General features: G+C 70.9%; 15 protein-coding genes and 1 pseudogene. 8 read left to right on the top strand and 8 right to left on the bottom strand.

The window, feature by feature from the left end:
• Positions 1-48: 48 nt before the first annotated feature.
• Positions 49-720: an EAL domain-containing protein gene (locus MY526_RS04785; RefSeq protein WP_436703371.1), complete on the bottom strand. Its 672-nt coding sequence runs from the start codon at positions 718-720 to the stop codon at positions 49-51.
• Complete coding sequence (locus tag MY526_RS04790; RefSeq protein WP_436703358.1) at positions 651-2,594, bottom strand: PAS domain S-box protein; 1,944 nt, start codon at positions 2,592-2,594, stop codon at positions 651-653. The genes MY526_RS04785 and MY526_RS04790 overlap by 70 nt, the downstream gene beginning before the upstream one ends.
• 196 nt (positions 2,595-2,790) lie before the next feature.
• Here MY526_RS04790 and fdh point away from each other — a divergent pair.
• The 7 genes and pseudogenes from fdh to MY526_RS04825 all read left to right on the top strand — a co-directional run bounded on the left by fdh (position 2,791) and on the right by MY526_RS04825 (position 13,509).
• Positions 2,791-6,081: pseudogene (gene fdh, locus MY526_RS04795) on the top strand (formate dehydrogenase).
• Positions 6,082-6,091: 10 nt separating this feature from the next.
• A complete protein-coding gene (locus tag MY526_RS04800; RefSeq protein ID WP_436688822.1) occupies positions 6,092-7,159 on the top strand; it encodes a 4Fe-4S dicluster domain-containing protein in 1,068 nt (355 codons plus the stop codon).
• 40 nt (positions 7,160-7,199) lie between these two features.
• Positions 7,200-8,234, top strand: coding sequence for an NrfD/PsrC family molybdoenzyme membrane anchor subunit (gene nrfD, locus MY526_RS04805; protein ID WP_436688824.1), 1,035 nt, complete (start codon positions 7,200-7,202; stop codon positions 8,232-8,234).
• A gap of 210 nt (positions 8,235-8,444) precedes the next feature.
• Entirely contained in the window at positions 8,445-10,337 is a 1,893-nt protein-coding gene (locus MY526_RS04810) for an ArnT family glycosyltransferase (protein WP_436703359.1), read from the top strand.
• Positions 10,338-10,387: 50 nt separating this feature from the next.
• The gene (locus MY526_RS04815; RefSeq protein WP_436703360.1) at positions 10,388-11,227 is read left to right on the top strand and encodes an ABC transporter permease; all 840 of its coding nucleotides are present in this window, start codon (positions 10,388-10,390) and stop codon (positions 11,225-11,227) included.
• A gap of 103 nt (positions 11,228-11,330) precedes the next feature.
• Entirely contained in the window at positions 11,331-12,521 is a 1,191-nt protein-coding gene (locus tag MY526_RS04820) for an ABC transporter ATP-binding protein (RefSeq protein ID WP_436703361.1), read from the top strand.
• 46 nt (positions 12,522-12,567) lie between these two features.
• Positions 12,568-13,509 (top strand): glycosyltransferase family 2 protein, encoded by a 942-nt coding sequence (locus MY526_RS04825; RefSeq protein ID WP_436703362.1) that lies wholly within the window; start codon positions 12,568-12,570, stop codon positions 13,507-13,509.
• Positions 13,510-13,592: 83 nt separating this feature from the next.
• On the opposite strand, the gene MY526_RS04830 is transcribed toward MY526_RS04825, so the two are convergent.
• The 6 genes from MY526_RS04830 to MY526_RS04855 form a co-directional block, all read right to left on the bottom strand.
• Entirely contained in the window at positions 13,593-14,825 is a 1,233-nt protein-coding gene (locus MY526_RS04830; protein ID WP_436703363.1) for a hypothetical protein, read from the bottom strand.
• Positions 14,826-15,083: 258 nt separating this feature from the next.
• A complete protein-coding gene (locus MY526_RS04835; protein WP_436703364.1) occupies positions 15,084-16,142 on the bottom strand; it encodes a glycosyltransferase in 1,059 nt (352 codons plus the stop codon).
• Positions 16,143-16,310: 168 nt separating this feature from the next.
• A complete protein-coding gene (locus MY526_RS04840; protein ID WP_436703365.1) occupies positions 16,311-17,561 on the bottom strand; it encodes a hypothetical protein in 1,251 nt (416 codons plus the stop codon).
• Between the two features lie 81 nt (positions 17,562-17,642).
• Positions 17,643-18,749 carry a hypothetical protein gene (locus MY526_RS04845; RefSeq protein WP_436703366.1) on the bottom strand — a complete coding sequence of 369 codons (1,107 nt, stop codon included), beginning with the start codon at positions 18,747-18,749 and terminating at the stop codon, positions 17,643-17,645.
• On the bottom strand, positions 18,746-19,903 hold the full coding sequence (locus tag MY526_RS04850) for a glycosyltransferase (protein ID WP_436703367.1): 1,158 nt from the start codon (positions 19,901-19,903) through the stop codon (positions 18,746-18,748). The genes MY526_RS04845 and MY526_RS04850 overlap by 4 nt, the downstream gene beginning before the upstream one ends.
• On the bottom strand, positions 19,893-21,356 hold the full coding sequence (locus tag MY526_RS04855) for an O-antigen ligase family protein (protein WP_436703368.1): 1,464 nt from the start codon (positions 21,354-21,356) through the stop codon (positions 19,893-19,895). The genes MY526_RS04850 and MY526_RS04855 overlap by 11 nt, the downstream gene beginning before the upstream one ends.
• Positions 21,357-21,519: 163 nt before the next feature.
• Between MY526_RS04855 and MY526_RS04860 the strand changes: the two genes are divergently transcribed.
• Positions 21,520-21,711: hypothetical protein (locus tag MY526_RS04860; RefSeq protein WP_436703369.1), on the top strand; the 192-nt coding region annotated here is incomplete at its 3' end.

The following is a 21,711-nucleotide window of genomic DNA, read 5'->3' on the forward strand; positions in this document are numbered from 1 at the left end:
CAGGCGACACGCGACGACTCGCCGCGGCGCCCGGCAACGACCCCATGATCATCGCGGAGAAGGCGAAGAGGACGAAGCCGCGGACACCACGCCCGTCGGCCAGCCGCCCGCCACGAGCTGCTCCACCTCCAGCGGCCGGGCGAGCGCGTACCCCTGCAGGAAGCGGTGCCCCATGTCGCGCAGCAGCCGCAGCTCGGCGTCGGTCGTGACGCCCTCGACCACCACCGGCAGGTCCAGGCTCCCGCCCAGGTGCAGCACCGAGCGGCACAGCGCCTGCCGCTGCGGGTCGTGCTCCACGCCGTCGAGGAACTGCCGGTCCAGCTTGAGCACGTCGATCGGCAGCCCGACCAGGTAGGCCAGCGACGACCACCCGGTGCCGAAGTCGTCGACGGCCACCCGGACGCCCAGCCGGCGCAGGGTCACCAGGTCGTCGACGACCTCCTCGTCCACGAGCATGGACTCGGTGAGCTCGACGGTCAGCCGGGCCGCGGGCAGCCCGCTGGAGGCCAGTGCGGCCAGGACGTCGGGCACCAGCGACCCGCTGCGCGCCTGCCGGGCGGAGACGTTCACGGCGACGGCCAGCTCGGTGTCGGCCAGCGCGGCCACGGTGGCGCAGGCCCGCTCCAGCACCCACCGGCCGAGCTCGGTGATCAGCGGCGTCTCCTCGGCGAGCGGGACGAACTCGGTGGGGAGACGTTCCCGAACACGGGGTGCCGCCAGCGCAGCAGGGCCTCGACGGACACGGTGCGGTGCAGCACGACGTCCACCACGGGCTGGAAGACCAGGAGCAGTTCATCCCGGTCGAGCGCGCCGGCCAGGTCGGCGCGCAGGGCGTCGCGGCGGTCCCGCTCCAGGCGCAGCGCCTCGTCGGCGCGGCGGACGCAGCCCGGGCCACCGGTGCGGGCGCTGCGCAGGGCCACGTCGCCGGCCCGCAGGGCCTCGGCGGGGTCGACGTCGTCGGGCAGGGCGGTGACCCCGGCGCAGGCCTGCAGGTCCGCCCCGTCGAGCGAGGCCACGGCGGTCACGAGACGGGCGGCCAGCACCTCGGCGTCGGCCACGGTGCCGGAGGCGACGACGGCGAAGTCGCCGTCCTTGGTGCGGGCCAGCCAGTCCTCCCCGCGCAGGCCGCGGGCGAGGCAGACGGCCACGGCGCGCAGCCGTTCCGGGGGAAGGTCGGGGAACCCGGTGACGCCGAGCACGGCCAGCGCCCGTGGGCGGCCACCGGCCCGCGGCGCCGCCAGCCGCCGGACCAGGGCCGCCCGGTTGGGCAGCCCGGTGACCGGGTCGGCGAGGGAGAGCTCGAGCAGCGCGGGCGCGCCGCCCCCGGTCGGCTGGGCGGGGGTCACGTCGCGGCAGTAGAGGACGAACGCGCCGACGTCGGGGTCCTGCCGCAGGTCGCGCACCGTCGCCTGGATCAGCCGCCAGCGGCCGTCGGAGTGCTGCACGCGTCCGGTCCGCACGGTGGACCCCTCGCACGCGGCCGCCGTCAGCAGGTCGAGGTCGTCGGGGTGCAGCCAGTCGGTGAGGGTCCGGCCGACGGCGTCCTCGGCGTCGCGGCCGAGCAGGTCGGTGAGCGCGCGGGAGGCGAAGGTGACCCGCATCCGGTCGTCGAGGATGACCACGGGGTCCGTGCTGCCGCGCACCAGCGTCCGGAAGTAGTTCTCGCTGCGCAGCAGGTCCGCGGTCAGCCGGTGCTGGCTGCGCCACATGACCACCTGGTGCAGGAGCACGGCGAGCAGGCCGACCACGCCGAGGCCGACGTCGAACCGGTCCACCTCCGACGCGGTGCTCAGCCGGACCAGCAGCAGCGTGCCGGCGACGAGCACCACGAGGTGGGGCAGCAGGGAGACCGTGGCACCGATCGTCCGCAGCCGCGGGTCGGCCGTCGCCGGCCGGGGGAGGTCGAGCCGGCAGGCCAGGCAGAGCAGGACGGCGGCGACGGCCATCGCCGGCCGCACCCACGCCCCGAGCGCCGGCGAGGCGAGGCCCCAGGCGAACACGGCGAGCAGCAGGGAGCCGGCGGTCACCGACTGCGCCGCGAGCAGCAGGCCGGCGACGTGTGCGCGCCCGGGGTCGACCGTCCCGCGGAGGAGCAGGGCCGCGGCGATGGTCAGCGACACCACGAGCGGCAGCGTGCGGACGGTGGCGATCAGGGCCCGCGGTGAGTCCGGGCCGGTGGCCAGCGGGTGCAGGACCACGTGGACGGCGATGAGCGTGGCGATGACGAAGAGGACGGCCGCCGTGGCCAGCTGCGTGCGGCCGGTCGGCCACGGGTTGCGGCCCCGCATGGCGACGAGCGCGGCGACGGTGAGCAGGTGACCGGGGATCACGCCGAGCAGCGCGGTGACGGGGGAGCCGGTGACCAGCGGGGTGAGCACGCCGCCGGCGCCGGTGACGACCACGGCCAGCGCGTACCAGCGCCAGCCGGCGGGCGCGGCGGTGCCGCGCGCCGAGGCGAGCACGAACCAGGTCGTGGTCAGGGTGACGGCGGCACCGGCGGCGCTCTCCACGGCCGGGCCGAGCCCCAGCAGGGCCGTCGCCGCTGACAGCAGCGCGGCCGCGATGACCGGCGGCAGGCGCAGCGGCGCGGGCACCCGCAGGGGGCCGGGCGCACGAGGGCGGGGACGGTGGTCACAGCAGGGTCATCGGGACGGGATCGGCCGCTCTCCAGCCGGAGACGCCGGCCGCTCACCCGTAAGGGGTCGGCCCTGGCTGCGGCTGCGATCTGACCAGCGCAGGAGCCGCCGCCCCGATGCGCCGGATCGCCCGGGAAGTGGCAGAGTCGACCGGGTGAAGACCTGGCTCGACGCGTGGCCGGTGTTCCGGCAGCTGACCGGCCCCGACCCGCTCGGACGCGGCAGGGCCGCGCGCAGCAAGGCGACGGAGAACGTGGTGAGCCGCACGGCCACCGCCGACCGCGTCGTGCAGAGCGTGTGCCCGTACTGCGCCGTCGGCTGCGGGCAGCGGATCTACGTGAAGGACGAGCGGATCGTCCAGATCGAGGGCGACCCGGACTCGCCGATCAGCCGCGGCCGGCTGTGCCCCAAGGGCAGCGCGAGCAAGCAGCTGGTCACGAGCCCGACGCGGGTGACCACGGTCAAGTACCGCCGTCCGTACGGGACGGAGTGGGAGGACCTCGAGCTCGACACGGCGATGGAGATGATCGCCGACCGCGTCCTGGAGGCCCGCCGCAAGGGCTGGCAGGACGAGCACGACGGCAGGCGCGTCAACCGGACCATGGGAGTAGCGAGCCTCGGAGGGGCGACCCTCGACAACGAGGAGAACTACCTCATGAAGAAGCTGTACAGCGCCCTCGGCGCGATCCAGATCGAGAACCAGGCCCGCATATAGCACTCCGCGACGGTCCCCGGTCTGGGGACCTCGTTCGGTCGTGGCGGTGCCACGAACACCCTCGAGGACCTGGCGAACGCCGACTGCATCGTCATCGAGGGCTCGAACATGGCCGAGTGCCACCCGGTGGGCTTCCAGTGGGTGTCGGAGGCCAAGGCGCGCGGGGCGAAGGTCGTCCACATCGACCCGAGGTTCACGCGCACCAGTGCGATCGCCGACCTGCACGTGCCGCTGCGCATCGGCACCGACATCGCGTTCCTCGGCGGGCTGATCCGGTACGTGCTCGACAACGAGCTGTACTTCAAGGAGTACGTGGCCGCCTACACGAACGCGTCGGCGCTGGTCGGGGAGGAGTTCGTCGATTCCGAGGACCTCGACGGGATCTTCTCGGGGTTCGACCCGGAGCACCGCACGTACGACGAGGCCAGCTGGCAGTACGAGCCGGAGGAGCCGCCGCACGCGTCGTCGGACGACCCGGCCGGGGCCGCCGAGCAGGACCGCGCCGAGCAGCACCCCGACGTCAAGTCCGCCGACCGCGCCCAGGCGGCCGGCAGCGGCGGCCCGCCGATCCCGGCCAAGCCGAAGCGGGACGAGACGCTGCAGCACCCGCGCTGCGTGTTCCAGGTGCTCAAGCGGCACTTCGACCGCTACACGCCGGAGATGGTCTCCGAGGTCTGCGGCGTCGAGCCGGAGGTGTTCCTGCAGGTCGCCCGGTGGGTGACGGAGAACAGCGGCCGCGAGCGGACGACGGCGTGGGTGTACTCGGTGGGCTGGACGCAGCACAGCGTCGGCGCGCAGTACATCCGGACGGCGTCGATCCTGCAGACGCTGCTGGGCAACATCGGCCGGCCCGGCGGCGGGATCATGGCCCTGCGCGGGCACGCCAGCATCCAGGGGTCGACCGACGTCCCCACGCTGTACAACCTGCTGCCCGGGTACCTGCCGATGCCGCACTCCGTCCAGCACCACACGCTGGACGACTACTGCGCCGACGCGGCCGGCAAGGGCGGCTTCTGGGGCAACAAGCGGTCCTACACGGTCAGCCTGCTCAAGGCGTGGTTCGGCGACGCCGCGCAGCCGGAGAACGACTTCTGCTTCGGCCACCTGCCCAGGATCAGCGGCGACCACAGCTCGTACCAGACGATCGCCGCCATGATCCGGGGCGAGGTCTCCGGCTACTTCCTCGTGGGGGAGAACCCGGTGGTCGGCCACCCCAACAGCCGGATGAACCGGTTCGGGCTGGCCAACCTCGACTGGCTGGTGGTCCGCGACCTGCAGATGATCGAGTCGGCGACCTTCTGGAAGGAGGCGCCGGAGATCGAGACCGGCGAGCTGGCGCCGGAGACGATCGCGACCGAGGTGTTCTTCGTGCCCGCGGCCACGCACGCGGAGAAGGAGGGCACCTTCACCCAGACCCAGCGGGTGCTGCAGTGGCGGCACAGGGCGGTCGAGCCGCCGGGCGACGCCCGCAGCGACCTGTGGTTCTACTACCACCTGGGCCGGATCCTGCGGGAACGGCTGGCGGACTCCACCGACCCGCGGGACCGCCCGCTGCTCGACCTCACCTGGGACTACCCGCTGGAGGGCGAGACGAGGGACCCGAGCGCCGAGGCGGTGCTGCGCGAGATCAACGGCACCGGCCCCGACGGGCGGGCGCTGTCGTCCTACCTGCAGATGACCGACGACGGCTCGACGACGGGCGGCTGCTGGATCTACTGCGGCGTCTACGCCGACGAGGTCAACCAGTCCGCCCGCCGCAAGCCCGGCCGCGAGCAGGGCGACGTCGCCTCCGAGTGGGGATGGGCGTGGCCGCTGAACCGCCGCGTCCTCTACAACCGCGCCTCGGCCGACCCCTCGGGACGGCCCTGGAGCGAGCGGAAGAAGTACGTCTGGTGGGACGAGGAGGCCGGTCGCTGGACCGGGCTCGACGTCCCCGACTTCGAGGCGCAGAAGCGGCCGGACTACGTGCCGCCGGACGGCGCGAGGGCGCAGGACGCGATCGCCGGCACCGACCCCTTCGTGATGCAGGGCGACGGCAAGGCCTGGCTGTTCGCGCCCGCGGGCCTGGTCGACGGCCCGCTGCCGACGCACTACGAGCCGGCGGAGTCGGTGGTCGAGAACGCGCTCTACAAGCAGCAGGCCAACCCCACGCTGGAGCGGATCGAGGGGCCGTGGAACCGGACCAACCCGGCCCGCAGCGACGTCTATCCCTTCCAGGTCACGACCTACCGGCTGACCGAGCACCACACGGCCGGCGCGATGAGCCGCACGCTGCCCTACCTCGCCGAGCTGCAGCCGGAGTTCTTCGTCGAGGTGAGCCCTGAGCTGGCGGCGATCCGCGGGCTGGCCAACGGCGAGTACGCCACGCTGGTCAGCGCCCGGACGGCGGTCGAGGCCAAGGTGCTGGTGACCGAGCGGGTCCGGCCGATCCGGCTGCGCGACGGCACCGTGGTGCACCAGATCGGCGTGCCGTACCACTGGTCCTACGCCGGCATCTCCACGGGGGATGCCGCCAACGACCTGCTGGGCATCGTGCTGGACCCCAACACCCACATCCAGGAGTCCAAGGCCAGCACCTGCGACATCCGGCCCGGACGCCGGCCCCGCGGGAAGGAGCTGCTGGAGTTCGTGGAGTCCTACCGGCGGCGCGCGGGCGTGCGGTCGGGGCGGGTCGGGGTGAACGGCCGGGATCCGGTCGAGGCCGACGCCGGCGAGGGATCGACGTTGTGAGGGGAGCGGAGTGACCTCCATCAGCTCGGCGAGCCCGGCCTTCACCGGGAAGGACCCGGACCACCGGCTCTTCGGTCCGCTGCCCGACGTGCAGGGCGAGGCCGGCTACGACGGCGACCACCCGGCGCGGGTGGGCTTCTTCACCGACACCTCGGTGTGCATCGGCTGCAAGGCCTGCGAGGTGGCGTGCAAGGAGTGGAACCTGCTGCCGATGGACGACTCGCACGGCACGCGGGACGTCATCGGCCTGTCCGGCATGTCCTACGACAACACCGGGCAGCTGGGGGCCAACTCCTGGCGGCACGTGGCGTTCATCGAGCAGAGCCGTGCGGTGGACCTGCCGATGCCGACGTTCGGCCGGCCGGGCGACGACCGGCGCGACAGCGGCCCCTCGCCGGCCGACGGGCCGCGCGACACCCTCGCCGAGGCGCAGCAGTCCAGCGTGCTCAACGCCGAGGCGCTGAGCGAGTTCGACCCGCAGACCGGGCAGAGCGGCGCGGACAAGCAGATCCGCTGGCTGATGAGCTCGGACGTGTGCAAGCACTGCACGCACGCCGGGTGCCTGGACGTCTGCCCGACCGGCGCGCTGTTCCGCACCGAGTTCGGCACGGTCGTCGTCCAGGGCGACATCTGCAACGGCTGTGGCTACTGCGTGCCCTCGTGCCCGTACGGCGTCATCAACCAGCGCAAGGACGACGGCCGGGTGTTCAAGTGCACCCTCTGCTACGACCGGCTGACCGACGGGCTGCAGCCGGCCTGCGCGACCGCCTGCCCCACCCAGTCGATCCAGTTCGGCAACCTCGACGAGCTGCAGGCCCGCGCCGACGCGCGGCTGGCGACGCTCAAGGAGCAGGGCGTGGAGACCGCCCGGCTCTACGGGCGCGACGAGGACGACGGCGTCGGCGGCGCGGGCGCGTTCTTCCTGCTGCTCGACGAGCCGGAGGTGTACGGCCTGCCACCGGACCCGATCGTCACGACCCGCGACCTCCCGGCCATGTGGCGGGCGGCCGCGGCCAGTGCGGCGATGATCGTCGGGGTGGCGCTGTCCGCCGTCCTCGGCTCACGGAGGTCTCGCTGATGGGGCAGAAATGGCCATTTCTGCCCAGGGAGGGGAACGCGTGACCGAGGGGATCGCGACGCCGGGTGCGGGCTGGCGCCGGGCCGGGGGCTCGGACGTCACGACGAACGGCCGGCGGCGTCGCCGGCGGGGCGGTGGCCGCTCCGGCGGCGAGGTGGCGATGGTCGACGAGGTGGAGTTCACCTCGTACTACGGCCGGCCGATCATCAAGTCGCCGGTGTGGAAGACGCCGGACGTGCCGCTCTACCTCTTCCTCGGTGGCGCCGCGGGGTCGTCGTCGATCCTCGGCGCGATGGCCGACCTGAGCGGCCGGCCGGGCCTGACGCGGGTGGCGCGGTTCGTCGCCGGTGGCGGCGCGATGGCCTCGGTGGGGTTCCTCATCCACGACCTCGGCCGGCCGGAGCGGTTCCTGCACATGCTGCGGGTGATCAAGGTGACGTCGCCGCTGTCGGTCGGCACCTACATCCTGTCGCCGTTCAGCGCGGCGACCGCGGCGACGGCGGCCGTGGAGCTGCTCGGCTGGTTCCCGCGGCTCAAGCGCTTCGGCGGGCTGGTGGCGGCGGTCTTCGGCGGGCCGATGGCGACCTACACCGCGGTGCTGCTGGCCAACACCGCCGTCCCGTCCTGGCACGCCTTCCACACGCGGCTGCCGTTCGTCTTCGGCGGCTCGGCGATGGCCGCAGGCGGCGGGCTCTGCATGGCGCTCGCGCCGCTGGCGGAGTCCGAGCCGGCCCGGAAGATGGCGATCATCGGCGCGGGCATCGAGCTGGTCGCGGTCCACGGGGTGGAGAACGACGAGAGCATCGTCGCCGAGCCGTACCACGAGGGCCGGGCCGGGACGTTCATGCGTGCGGCGAAGGCCTGCAGCGCCACCGGTCTCGGGCTGGCCGTCCTGGTCGGGCGCACCAGGGCCGGCGCCGTCGTCTCCGGCGCCCTCCTGGCGGCCGGGTCGCTGCTGACCCGATTCGGGGTGTTCGACGCCGGCATGGCCAGCGCCAAGGACCCGAAGTACACCGTCGTCCCGCAGCGGGAGCGGATCAGGGCCCGGGAGGACGCCGGCTCGATCGTGCGCTGAGGGGCGCGTCCACGGGGGCGTGGGGGGGCGACGGACGGGCGGCCCGTCGAATCGCCGGCCCGTCGGCCGTTCCTGCGCTGGCGCGGACGGAGACCCACACGGCAGCGCTGGGTTCACGTACCGTTCGCTGCCCAGTGCAGCCGATCTCGCAGCGCGGTCGCGTGCCAGCGGGGACGGCGGTGTCCGGGGGGCGCGGCACGGAGGAGCGACGTGTACCTGGTCGGCGCCACGGTCTGCATCCTGGTGGCTGCGGCCTTGCAGAGCCGCCTGCTGCGGCTCCGTGGCTGGGACGCACTGCTCGGGACCGCCGTTCTGGCCGTCACCAACGTCGTCGTGCTGTCCTTCGGGCTCGCAGCACTGTCGGCGTACGCCGCTGGCCCTCTGACCGCTGCATCCGCCGGGGCAGCAGTCGTCAGCCTCGCCGCCAACGTCGCGCTGGGGGATCCGGAGCCCTGGCGTGGGGAACGGACCTGGTCCTGGCGCCGTCCACGTACTGCGCTGGAGTGGGTGACGGCCTCGATGGTGCTGCTCGTCGCGGGGCACCTCGTCGTCCGTGCAGTACTCGCGGTGCGCCTGGCGCCCTTCGGGTACGACGCGCTGGGGTACCACCTGCCGGCGGTGGGCTGGCTCGTGCAGGACGGGCGACTCCCCGGGCCGGAGACCGGCATCTGGGTGTCGGGGTACCCCTTGGGCGGCGAACTGCTGGCGGCCTGGCCTGCGGTGCTCCTGCACGACGACGTCCTCTCCCGTGGGGTTCAGGTCCTCAGCGCTGTGCTCGGTGGCACGGCCACGATCGGCCTCGCGCGCGCGGTCGGGGCCGCGCGGGTGCCGTCCGTGCTCGCGGGCTGCCTGTTCCTCATGACGCCTGCGCTGCTGGCCCAGACCATGACGGCCTACGTGGACGTGACAGCCGCGTCGCTCTCGCTGGCCGGTGTGTGCTTCCTGGTCCGTTGGGCCAGGGACCCCTGGGACGGCCACGGCCGGCTGGTCGTCGCCGGGCTGGCAACGGGTCTCGCAGTCGGGACGAAGCACATCGCGGTCCTCGGGGCGGTGGCGTCCCTGGTGGCGGTGACGGTGGTCGCACTGCGACAGGAGCGCACCAGAGTCCTGCCGGTCACTGCGATGTTCTTCGTACCGGCGTTCATCGCAGGCGGGGGCTGGTACGTCGAGAACCTGCTCGTGACAGGCAACCCCGTCTACCCCGTCGCCGTTGCGGGGTTGCCCGGGGCCGTCGAGCCCGGGAGATTCTCGACCTCGCCCCCGGGAACCTCCCTCGAGGGCCTCATGGCCGTGCCGTACTCATGGGCGCACGACCTCCTGCCGCGGTCCGGGATCTCCTACGAGCACCGGACAGGGGGACTGGGTTCGCTGTTCCTCTGGATCGGTCTGCCCTGTCTCGTCGCGGTGACGATCGCGGCGATCAGGCATCGCGACCGGCTCTGGGCTCTCCTGCTCGGGGTGGTCGTGGTCCCCTTCCTCGTCCAGCCCTTTCCGTGGTGGGCCCGTTTCACCCTCCCCCTGGCCGCCCTCGCAGCGGTGGCCGTGGCCAAGGTCCTGACCCCCGGCTCGGCCGGGCCGGAGCCGGCGCACGCGCGGCATCGGTGGGCCGCCGTCGTGCTGGGCGGGGTCGTGGTGCTCGTCCTGGCGATGCAGCCGACGTTGCTGGTGCGCACCGTGACGCCGACCAACGGCAGCAACCCGGTCGCCGCCTGGCAGGCGTTCACCGTGCCTCCCGGGGAGCGGTTGGACAACGGGCCGACCGGTGGTCTCCCAGCCGACAGCCTCGCCGGTGTGCGCCGGGTCCGCGTGGCCATCGACGAGGTCGGGATCGTCGGAGCACTGTTCGGGCCCCACTTCGAGCGGGAGGTCCTGCCCGTGGCCGCTCACGACCTCGCTTCCGTCGCCCGCGCGCTCGAGGACGCGGACGCCCTGGTCGCTTGTCGGACGTCGATGATCGGGCGGTGGGCCGCGTTGGACCCGGCCCACCTCCGACTCGTGACCGAACCGGACGCGGAGCTGGCCGTCTGGCGGGTCCAGGGCCGCCCGTCGCTGCCCGACGGACTCCAGCCTGCGACCGGCGGCGCGGACGTCTACTGCACGTGACAGGTACGCGGCGTCACCGGAGCCGCTGTTCGGTGGAGATGATGTCCGGCATGCCCATGCCCCCCGAGACGGCAGTGCCGTGGACGGAGAACACGGAGCGCGGCCTCGTCCATGGCGCTCCCTGGACGGCGTTGTGGCGAGCCAGGGAGCTGATCGGCTACTTCGCCCTCCGCGACCTCAAGCTGCGCTACCGGCAGGCGGCCTTCGGTGTGGTGTGGGTGCTGTTCCAGCCGGTGGCCAGCGTGGCCATCTTCACGGTCGTGTTCGGTCGCCTCGCGGGGATCAGCAGCCAGGGCATCCCCTATCCGCTGTTCGCCCTGGTGGGCATGGTGACGTGGACGTACTTCGCGAGTTCCGTGCAGGCAGCGAGCAGCTCCCTGGTCACGAACGCGAACCTGGTCACCAAGGTCTACTTCCCGCGCATGGCCGCTCCCGCCGCCGCTCTCCTGCCACCGGGTGTGGACCTGGGGATCTCGTTGCTGCTCGTGGCAGGCGTGGCTGCGTACTACCAGGAGTCCCCCGGTCTGCGCATCGTCGGGGCGGTGGCCTGGCTGGTCTTCCTGCTCGTCGCCGCGCTCGGGGTGTCTCTCTGGTTGTCGGCCCTCAATGTCCGGTATCGGGACGTCCAGCACGCGGTGGCACCGATCCTCCAGCTGTGGTTGTTCGCCAGCCCGGTCGCGTATCCCTCGACGCTCTTCAGCGGCTGGCAGGAACTCGTCTATGCGGTCAACCCCATGGTGGGTGTCATCGGCCTCGGTCGATGGTCACTGCTGGGCGCCCCGTGGCCAGGCTGGCCCCTCGCCGTCTCGGCGGTCACGGCCGGCGTCGTGCTCGTCGGTGGATGGACGTACTTCAACCGCGCGCAGCGGTCGTTCGCCGACGTGATCTGAGCGGTGCCGATCCCGACGGATTCCTGGTGGCCCCGGGCCGTGGTGCCAGGCACGGCAGTGCCGGGACACCCTTTCTCCGCTCGTGCGTACGTAATCTCTCCGCGTGGACCGGGTCCAGTTCGAGGGCGTGAGCAAGCGCTATGTCCTCGGCGAGCAATTGACCGCACGGGAAGCACTGACGTCTGCAGCCCGGAAGTTGGCCCGTCGGCGTCGCGCCGGAGAGCAGTCCCTGTGGTCACTGCGGGACGTCAGCTTCTCCGTGGGTGACGGTGACTCCCTGGGGATCGTCGGGCGCAATGGTGCGGGCAAGAGCACCATCCTCAAGATCCTCACGGGGATCACGTCCCCGACGGCCGGTGTGGCGAGGACCCGGGGGCGGGTCGCTGCGTTGCTCGAGGTGGGCACCGGATTCCACAGGGAACTGACCGGGCGCGAGAACATCTTCCTCAACGGCGCCATCCTCGGCATGAGCCGGCGCGACATCACCGCCCGATTCGACCAGATCGTCGAGTTCGCCGGCACGGAGCGGTTTCTCGACACCCCGATCAAGCGCTACTCCAGCGGTATGCAGTTGCGCCTGGCCTTTGCGGTCGCGGCGCACCTCGAGCCGGACGTGCTGGTCGTCGACGAGGTCCTCGCCGTCGGTGACGCAGAGTTCCAGCGCAAGTGCGTCGGGAGGATGGCCGAGGCCGAGGGGGAAGGGCGCACCGTCATCTTCGTCAGCCACGACCTGGCGACACTCAACAGGCTCTGCCGCCGTGCCCTGTGGCTGGAGGTGGGGAGCATCCGCGATTCCGGGGCCACCAGCGACATCGTCCGCGGCTATCTGGCCTCGGGGGTGTCCTCCACGGGGTGGAGGTCGGTCCGCTCAGGTCTCCTGACGGTGAGGGACCTCCGGATCCAGTCGGCGAACGGGAACACCGGCGGGGCGCTCATGCGTGATGAGGCACTGCGCATACAGGTGGAGTTCGAGTTGGACGGAGTCGTGCCGGGTCTGGACGTGGCCCTCTTCGTCACCACGCAGGACGGGACGAGGGTCTTCGACGAGGCGCTCAGGGACCACGGGGTGACCCGTCTGGAGCCTGGCCTCCATCGCGCCGAGCTCGAGGTCCCCCCGATCCTGAACGTCGGCGAGTACACCCTCGGCCTCTGGATCGGCACCTCGACCGAGAACCTGATCCACGAACCCACCGCCCTGTCGTTCACGCTCAGCGGCAACGGGATCGATCGTCCGGATCGGTTGCTGGCGCTCGGACTCCCGTTCAGCGTCCATCGGCTGTCGGACACGTCGTGACCGCGGCGCTCAGAGGGGTCGTGCGATGAGTGAGAGTCCACCGCGGGTGTCCGTCATCATGATCTTCTTCAATGGCGAGGAGTTCATGGACGAGGCCATCCGCAGCGTGATGGGCCAGACGACGGCGGAGTTCGAGCTGCTCCTGTGCGACGACGGGTCGACAGACGGGAGCACCGCGATGGCCCTGGACTGGGTTGCGCGCTGTCCGGGCCAGGTCCGCTATCTGGAACACCAGGGGCATGTCAACCGCGGCATGAGCGCAACCCGGAACCTCGGCATCGCGGCCGCGCGCGGGGACTTCATCGCGTTCATCGACGCCGATGATGTGTGGCACGCCGGGAAGCTGATCGACCAGCTCGCCGTCATGGACACCCACCCAGAACTCGGAATGGTCTGCGGAACGGTGCGGTACTGGCGGTCCTGGGCTGGAGGGGGGGATGCCATCAAGCCCACCGGGCACGTCCAGTGTCGCGTGGTGCGACCGCCCGAGACGTCGCTCTGCCTGTACCCGCTCGGGGGTGCAGCGGCTCCGTGCCCCTCCGACATGCTGCTGCGACGCGACGCCGTGGTCTCCGTGGGTGGATTCGAGGAACACTTCACCGGTGTACGGCAGATGTACGAGGACCAGGGCTTCTTGGCGAAGCTCTATCTGAGGTGGCCCGTCTACTTCTCGGACGCCGTCTGGCTGGACTACCGGCAGCACCCCGACTCGTGCGTTGCCACGGTCCTCCGCGACGGTCGCTACCACGAAGTTCGCAGCTATTTCCTCACGTGGTTCGAGGGCTACCTGAGCGGGCTCCCGAACGGAGGGCCGCCGGCTGTGCGAAGAGCACTCACCCGTGCCTTGCGTCCCTATCGACGACCGCTCGCCGACGCTCTGATGTCCTCCCCCCGCCGAATCGCGCGCCGGGGGCGGCAGACAGTGCGACAACTCGAGCGCCACCTCGCCACTCGATCTCGGAGGCCATCACGGTCGACAGAGGGGTGAGCACGGGCGCGCGCCCGCCGACCATGCGTCGGCGACGCGGCGCCGGCTGACGGGTCGAAGTCAGAGCGGGACGGGGCAGGCCATCAGCCAGGGTGCTCCTCCGGGTGACCGGTCACGGCAGCCTTCAGCGCCCTCAGGTAGCCGAAGCCGTCCTGGCGGTTGGGCAGGAGACCCGGGCCGCCCTCGGCCCACTCCGACACGTTGTAGACGGTGATCAGCCGCAGTTGATCGTGAGTCAGGACCGACTCCACCGCACGGGCGAGCACCGTTTCGAACAGGTCGGGAGTCGAGCCGACGAGGTGGAAGTCCCCGGGGTGGGGGTACTGCGTCTCCGCCGCGGTGACGACGTTCACCACCTCATCCCGTGCGGTGGGGAACGGTGCTGACGTCGCGTACGCGCTGTAGGAGTGCCCGTAGTCGGCATCAGAGCCGTACCTGTCCTCGTAACCAGCAGAGACGACGTACGCACCGGCCTCGCGCAGGGACGGGTCCGGCTGCGCGACGACGAGGCCGCCATGGCGTGCCATCACCATCACGCCGTCGTACCCGACCGACCGGAACTTCGCCGCGAGTTCCTTGAGGTAGGCGACCGTGTTGGTCTGCCCCAGGTAGTCGTCGTAGACCCCTCGCAGGCCCTCGAGGTCCCACAGGTACGTGACGGCATACCGTCGACCGCCGTCGACGTACGTGTAGGCACCCGGGTAGGTCGAGTAGGCGCGGATCAGATCGTCGTTCTGCGCCTCGATCGACTCAGGGGTCCCGGAGGGTTGCAGCCACAGGACGTACTCGAGGCTGCTGAAGTTGGGCGTCTCCGTGAAGAGCACGTACACCCAGTGGTCCGGGCTGTCCGGGTCCTCCCAACCCGCGGAGTGGAAGCCCTGGGACTGGACGATGCTGACGGCGCCGACGCCGGCATCTGCGAGCCAGTAGCAGTGCCAGCCGAGCACTCGTCGATCGTCGCCCCGGTACGGCCCGTAGAGAGGCACCCGAGCCTCGTCGTACCCGAAGGTCGTGACGCCGTTGCCGGCGTTGGTGGGGTCGTTCCACCGCCAGTCGTACCAGCCGTACCAGCCGTTGGCCTCGTGGGGCGCCGTGGCGGTCGCCTGCAGCCCGAAGTCGTTGTACCAGTGAGCAACGACGTCCACCGCGGCGTGCGCTGCAGGAGTCGCCACGGGGGGCTCCACCGGCCGCCAGAACCCGCTGGCTCCGGCCGGTCGTCCGACGTCCGGGCGTTGTTCCGGCGCGCCCTCCCAGTCGCCGTCCATCAGACCGAGCGAGGTGCTGATGACCGCGGCGAGTGCGACGACGATCGCCACGCCCAGACCTCGACGGTGGCCGGAGGACTCCCTCCATCGAGCGGAACGGCCGTGCCACCTTCTGACGCGCATGGATCCCCGCAGGTCTGAGGGTGTGCTGCCGTTGAGTCAGCACCGAGGCCGAGATCGTTCTCCTGATCGCACGACGGACGAGGCCGAGATCCTATGCCGCCTGCGCAGAGGCTGACAGAGGTCGTCTGTCGGCACGCACGGGTGGACGCGGACCGCCTCCGCCCGGTCGAGCCGGTCGTCCTGGACTCAGGAGTGCAGCCAGCGATCGGACTCGACACGTGTGGACACCGCAGGCAGGGAGTCGAGCACCCGTTGTCGGGGGAGCGGGTCGTCGAGAGCACTGGAGAGGGCCTCGGCCAGCGCCTCGGCCGTCAGGGGTGTCGTGAGGACGTGATGGCCGTGCTCGCGCAGCCACGGCGCCAGCCCGGTCTCGGTCGTCGTCACCACGGTGAGTCCCGATTGCAGGGCCTCCGTGATGGGCAGCCCGATCTGCTCCCGCCACCGCCCCCATCGGATCGACGGTGCGACGAGCACGGTGAACCCGGGCAGGAGTTCGATGACGTCGCGCTGCGGCAGCTGGCCGTGGAGGGTCCGTGCCGTGGGACGCGTCCCCGCCCAGTCGGTCGCCGCCCTGTACAGCGGTCCACTCCCGATCACGTGCAACTGGGCATCCGGGAACCTTGCCTCCACGTACCGCCATGCATCCAGCAAGATCGACAACCCCTTGCGTGGTGCGAGCTCACCCACGAAGACGGCTGATCGCTGGAGCGGTGGCCGGGAGGCCGGTCTCCCGGGTCGAGCGGGGAGCTCGGTGAAGACCCGGTGTTCGATCCGTGCGACTCCAGGCAGGGACCGGTAGGCAGCGGCAGCGGCGTCGGAACCGAAGGCGATCTTCTCGTACATCAGCCGCACCAGGAGCCCGATGCCCATGCGGAGGGCCTTGGCGACGGGATCGGGAGGCACCCGGCTGCCGATGAGTGCCGACACCGGGTCGTTGTTCTCGATGGCGTACGTCCGAGCGCGACGCCACCGTCCGCGGAGCAGCCCGGAGAGGGTCCATGACATGGCCAGGCAGACGGTGCGCGGCAGGAACCTGGCCCACAGCGGCTCCGGCAGTTCGAGAACTGCAGCGCTCGCGGTGGCGATCCGCCACATCGCCCGCACCAAGGAGGTCCGGTGGGTGTGCGGGGGGATGGGCAGGTCGACGACGTCGGGACCTGCGCCGAAGTAGTGCGTCGACGTCGTGCGCCTCCCCGCGTCGAAGTAGTGCGTTTCTGTCGGCGTGAGAAGCGGGCTCAGCCTCACGGACTCGGACCGGAGGTCAGCCAGTACCCGGATGTGCACACCCGTCGGATCGCCGATGCCTCGGCCAGAAGGGATGGGTGAGCGTCTCGGCGCGGTCGTCCCCGTAGAACCCCGGTCAGCGGGACGAGCACTCATGACATCGGCTCCCGACTCGCACAGGCTGGATCATCACGCTGAGGAGAACCCGGTGGTCGACACGAACGGGAAGATGACGAGCGCTGCGAAGACTGCCCAGGCCAGGACACTGATCGTCCGATCGTGCAGTTTCCAGAGCAGGACGGCCGCCGTCACCGCATCGATGGCGGCATAGGCGCACAGCAGGATCGAAACGCCGAACACCTGGGTCGGGGCCAGGGCCGCGGTCAGGGCCACGATGGCCGCCACGCCCACGATCGGACCCCGCATGGCGACTGGGGGGAGGAAGCGGAAGGACGTCCGCTGGGCGATGTGCGCGGCGGACGACGCCAAAAGCCATACCGCGACGATGACCGCGATGGGCAGGAGTTGCCGACTGAGAACGGCGGCCGCCGCGCAGGCGCCGGCGCCCACGACGAGCAGCGGCCCGATCATGAGCCGCTGGAAGCGACGCGCTTGGGCGGGGCTGTCCGTCCGCTGGTGGACCAGAACGGGCATCACGGCGTTCGTGAAGGTCCCCGTGACCGACGTGACGACCTTGGTCGCGACGTTGATGATCGTCACGCTCGAAGGTGGGAGGATCACTGCCAGCGACGTGAAGACCGCTTGGCTGATGTGGCTGGCCGAGGCCAGACCGAAGTACCAGAGCGATGCCATCTTCTCCGGCTCGCTCTCGGTTGCCCCACTCAGGACCGCGTGGCCGATCCTCCGTCGTGCCATGACCGCGAGCAGCGTGACGTTCCCCGCGACCAGAGCCACGACCATGGCTGTCGTGGCGTCTTCTGAGGATCCCCAGGGGAAGGCGAGGGCGATGCAGGCGCAGACGTTGGCGGGGAGCGCGATCCCGGCGATCCACAGCGCGTCCCCGGCGGCTTCGGCAACCACCGCCCGGAAGAACAACCTCCCTTGGAGGACGGCGTTGAGGAGCAAGGCGACGGCGATCGCGACGAACTGCCCGTCCAGCCCCCGGTTCGCGTGGAGCCACAGAGAACCCGCGAGGACGAACGTGGCTCCGAGCAGCGGTGCTGCGACCCGCAGACGGCGTAGGCCTCGGGGCGAGATGCGCTGGTCGTTCAGCAGCATGGGATACACGACGCCCACGACGAGGAGGAGAACCGGTGTCTGTCCCAACGTGAACAGGTACAGGTAGGCGTCCGTGGCCGCAGTTGCCCCTCCGTGCAGGAGCAACAGCGCCAGTTGCAGCAGCCCGGCCGCCTGGGAGGCGATGGAGGCGACGGGGCCCCGAAGCCCGACTCGGACGATGCGATTCGTCAGGAGACTCATCGCGTGCCAGGGCGGTGCCTGCGGTTTCTCCTGCGCGTCGTCATGACCGACCCCGCGGGAGCACGCGTCTGGGCGCTTTCGTCACGCCGGTGCGGGCCCATTCCGCCAGGCCTTCCACGTGCGCTCGCAGGTCGACCGCCATCGGGCGGCCGCCTTCCGGGTCTCCGAGATGCCCTCCGAGGTGGCGTGGTCGATGGCGCGGGACCAGTCGTCGTGACCGTCGACGAGCAGATGCGAGTGGCGGCCGAAGACCTCGCTCAGGCTCGAGTCACGGGGGCCGACGACCGGGGTGCCGTGTTCCAGGCAGCGCATGGCGATGCCGCTCTGGAAGAACCGGCGATACGGGATCAGTACAGCATCGCTCGATGCGATGAGCCGGTCCAACTCCTGTTCGGGGACGAACGCGTCGCGGACGAGCCAGCCGGGGACGTCCGGCCATCCGCGACCGTGGATCTCCAGCACCCTGGTGTCCCCGAGTTGCTCCGCAACCAGGCGGAGGGCCTCGAGATCCCGGTGCGCCTTGTACTGGCCCACGATCCGCACGATCGGCCGCCTTCGGTCGGCACCACCGTCACGTCCTGAGTCGGGGACGAGCATCGGGTGCGGCAGGAGGTCGACGGATTCCGACCGCAGCCGGGGATCCAGTGCGTCCGCGGCCACCCTGCTGTGCACGATGATGCGAACGCCACCACCCAGATGGACGCCGGCCCACCGAGCGACCGCCCCGTAACCCCGTGCGCGAACCAGTGGCACGGGATCGTGGATGACCAGGGTGCCACTTCGCCCGACGATGAGTCGGATCAGGACCAGGTCCCAGTAACCGACGACAGGCCAGATGACGAGCACCTTGCAGCGTGCTCGGGATCGTGCTCGCCGACCTGCCCTCAGGAGGAGGATCAGGTAGCTGACGAGCCAACGCAGCCGATGCCGACCATCGACCGAGGGCTCCGCCGTGGTCAATGAGAGCGGGGCGGTCTCGGCGTCGCCCACGAGACTGACGATCTCTGACTCGTAGTGTCGCAGGGCCGCGCTGAGCGGGTTGACGACGACGAGCGGAGGACGGCGATCCGGAGGTCGCTGCGCGCGCCCCTCAGCCGGCCGGCGCAGGCGCAGCCGGTTGAGGCGGGGTCGCTGCGACAGTGCTGCGTCGCTGTGTCCGAGGGCGGTTCGCGAAGTCGCCGAGGTCATGACGCGACCTCGCTGGAGCGACAGGCGTCGATGAGGGTTCTCCCGTACGCCTGGTTGATGTCCGGCCACCTGTAGTGGGCCTGTGCTCGGGCGAGAGCCGCCTGGGACAGCTTGTCCTGCAGGGACGGGTCCGACAGGGTCGCGAGCATCCCGTCGCGGATGTCGGTCGGCGTGGGCCCCACGAAGACGCCGGCGTCGTCGAGCACCTCTCTGTTGAAGACAGTGTCCCGGGCGACGACCGGCGCTCCACACGCCATGGCCTGGACCAGTCCCGGGTTCGTCCCGCCGACGCTGTGCCCGTGGAAGTACGCGCCGGCGTGTTGCCACAGGGAGAACAGCGTGCGGTCGTCACTGACGTGGCCGAGCCACCGGATCCGTTGGTTGCCGGCGGCGAGCGCAGCGACCCGGGCGTCGAGCTCGCCGCCGTAACCCGAGGTGCCGACCACCACCACGTCGGCCACCCGGCTCATCTCCGAAGCGGCCTCGAGGAATTGCGGCACGGTGTTCTCGGGCACCAGACGGGCCACCATCAGGGCGTATCCCCGGTGGCGCAGCCCGTCGAGGAGCGGAAGATCCCCGGGCGGCTGGCCTCCGTAGGGGATGACCACCCCGTCGCGCCCGAAGTCCCTGACCCAACGGTCGCGGATGGCCTCCGCGTCGTACACCAGCACGTCGGCGAAGCGAGCAGTGGCCCGGGCTCCGCCGCGGAACACCGACCGGGCCAGCCGGCCCCACTTGTCGCGATCCCATTCGATCCCGTCGACGTTCACGACCGTCGGTATGCCGCGGGCCTTGAGCAGCGGTAGCCAGTAGCCGTTGGCGACGTTCATCACCAGAGCGACGTCAGGTCGGGTTCTCGCAGCATGGAGGCTCGACGTGAGGCCGTACGAGAGCGTGCTCAGTGACCTGCTCTCCCGTCCCGGAGTGTCGACGGTGGCGATTCTGGCGTCTCGCTCGGGGTCGTCGGGACGGGTCGATCCGGCGCGCCCGTACACGGTCACCTCCCAGCCCTCGTCGACGAGGTGCGGTGCGAGGCGGCGGACGAGTGTCTCGAATCCCCCGTAGTAGCTGGGGTAGCCGCGTGTCCCGATGATGACGACTCGTCCACGTGGCGTCCGTGGCCCTTGCTGGGGGATCTCATCGTCACCGGGCACCGGGCTTGCCTCCTCTCGTCACGCCTCGGATGGGTGTCCCCTCCGAGGGGATCGTCACGGGAGGCCGACCCGCGGCCTTCCCACTCCAGCTGCCCGCTCCTGCATGACGCGGCGGCACGCGTCTGGCCGGGATGGGCACAGATGCCTGCCGCCCGAGGACGAGGCCTGTGAGCAGGAAGTATGGTGCCGCGGAGTTGGGGCTGAGTGCCACCTCGTTGAAGGCCGCGTTCAACACGAATGCAGCCAGCAGACCGATCACCGCGAGCTTCTCGCGTGGGTCTGCCACCGTTCGTGTGGCTCGTGCGAGCTCCAGGAAGAACCACGTGTACAGGACGAGGCCGACGATGCCGAGTTGGCCGATGACCATCCCGACGCCGCTCTCCGTGATCGCGGAGGTCGCTCCTTGGCCGAGCAGGCCGGCGAGGACCCCGATGTTGCCCAGTCCCCGTCCGAACGGGTGCTGCGGCAGTTCGACGAAGGCTGCGGTCAACCCGTTGATGTGCGCTGTGGTGCTGCCCGTCGAGTTGTCCTGGACGAACACGTACATGGCCACGGCGGCGCCGAGGATGGGGAGTGACAGGAGGATGAAGAGGCCGGGGCTGGTGCGCCGGCGCAACCAGAGTGTCAGGAACACCAGGATGCCGAGGATCGCTCCCTTGCTCACCGCAGCCACCACGCCGCACGTGATGAGCACCATGCTCAGCCACTTCCTCGTCATCCAGGCGGCGATGAGCGCGGCGAGGAGAAACGTCCCCAGGTTCACCGGGTCCGCGAAGGAGCCGGCCATCCTGCGTATCTGGCTGCCGCCGATGAACTCCGACGAGTAGAAGTTGGCCGGTAGGCCCGTGCCGGGCGCTACGGCGATGCCCTTGCCGTCCCACAGCGCGGCGATGCCGCTGCGCTGCCAGAAGTCCGGCGAGAGCAACTCGTAGAGGCCGAACGCCACCACCACCACCCCGAGGACCGCGACCATCCGCGCGTACCGCGCCGGGCTGGCCAGTGATGAGGCGTAGAGACCGAGGAGGCAGAAGAGGAAGGGAGTCGTCAGGTTCCTGAGGGAGGCGACCGCCGCCATGGGGTCCGTACCGAAGGCCGCGGCCGTCATGCCCCCATAGCCGACCAGGATCACGAGCCACGTCCAGATGGAGCGGGACAACGTCCGTCCCGGCTCCTGCAACCCCGCACGGAAGGGCAGCAGGAAGAGCAGCAGCGTCGCCGCGAGCGCGTAGTTGACGACGATCAGGAACTGGAGCTGCACGGCGCTGACCCGATCGGCCACCGTCAGCAGGTAGACGTTCTGCGTGGCCGAGATGATGGTGGGTGCGAGCAGGAAGACGGAGATGTCTTGACGGTTGGCCATGCGGTGCCACGCGGGAAGCACCAGGGTGACGAACATGAGGCCGACGAGGAACACCGCCTGCGTCAGTGTGCCGAGCCCGTAGGACAGCACCACCCCGACGCAGAACACTGCGAGTTGGGCGAGGGCGGCACCGTCCGCAGGGCGCTGTCGCGGTTCGAGAGGGCAGGTGGGGGCACGGCGCGGGACCGGGACAACGCCCTTCGACATCGGCCTTCACCGCCATCGCCGCCGATCTGGTGCGCGGACCCTACCCGGGATGACGTCGCACCTGCGTGTCGACGATGGCGCTGACCGGCGGACCGCTGCCCGGACAGTGACGGGGGGTGACGCGGGACTCCGCATGCGACGTCGTCTCACGTCGGCCGGACTGGAGGACGGCGCGCTACTAGTGCCGGGTCAGGCAACCTTCGCCTTCTTGATGGTGGAGGCGCGCTTGATGACCTTGCGG

This window comes from Geodermatophilus sp. CPCC 205761, assembly GCF_051383655.1.
In the GTDB taxonomy this organism is placed as follows: Bacteria; Actinomycetota; Actinomycetes; order Mycobacteriales; family Geodermatophilaceae; genus Geodermatophilus.

Excerpts from the sequence above, each read along its gene's own strand:
- MY526_RS04815 (WP_436703360.1), top strand. The coding sequence starts at position 10,388 with ATGCCCATGCCCCCCGAGACGGCAGTGCCGTGGACGGAGAACACGGAG.
- MY526_RS04840 (WP_436703365.1), bottom strand. The coding sequence starts at position 17,561 with ATGAGTCTCCTGACGAATCGCATCGTCCGAGTCGGGCTTCGGGGCCCC.
- MY526_RS04845 (WP_436703366.1), bottom strand. The coding sequence starts at position 18,749 with ATGACCTCGGCGACTTCGCGAACCGCCCTCGGACACAGCGACGCAGCA.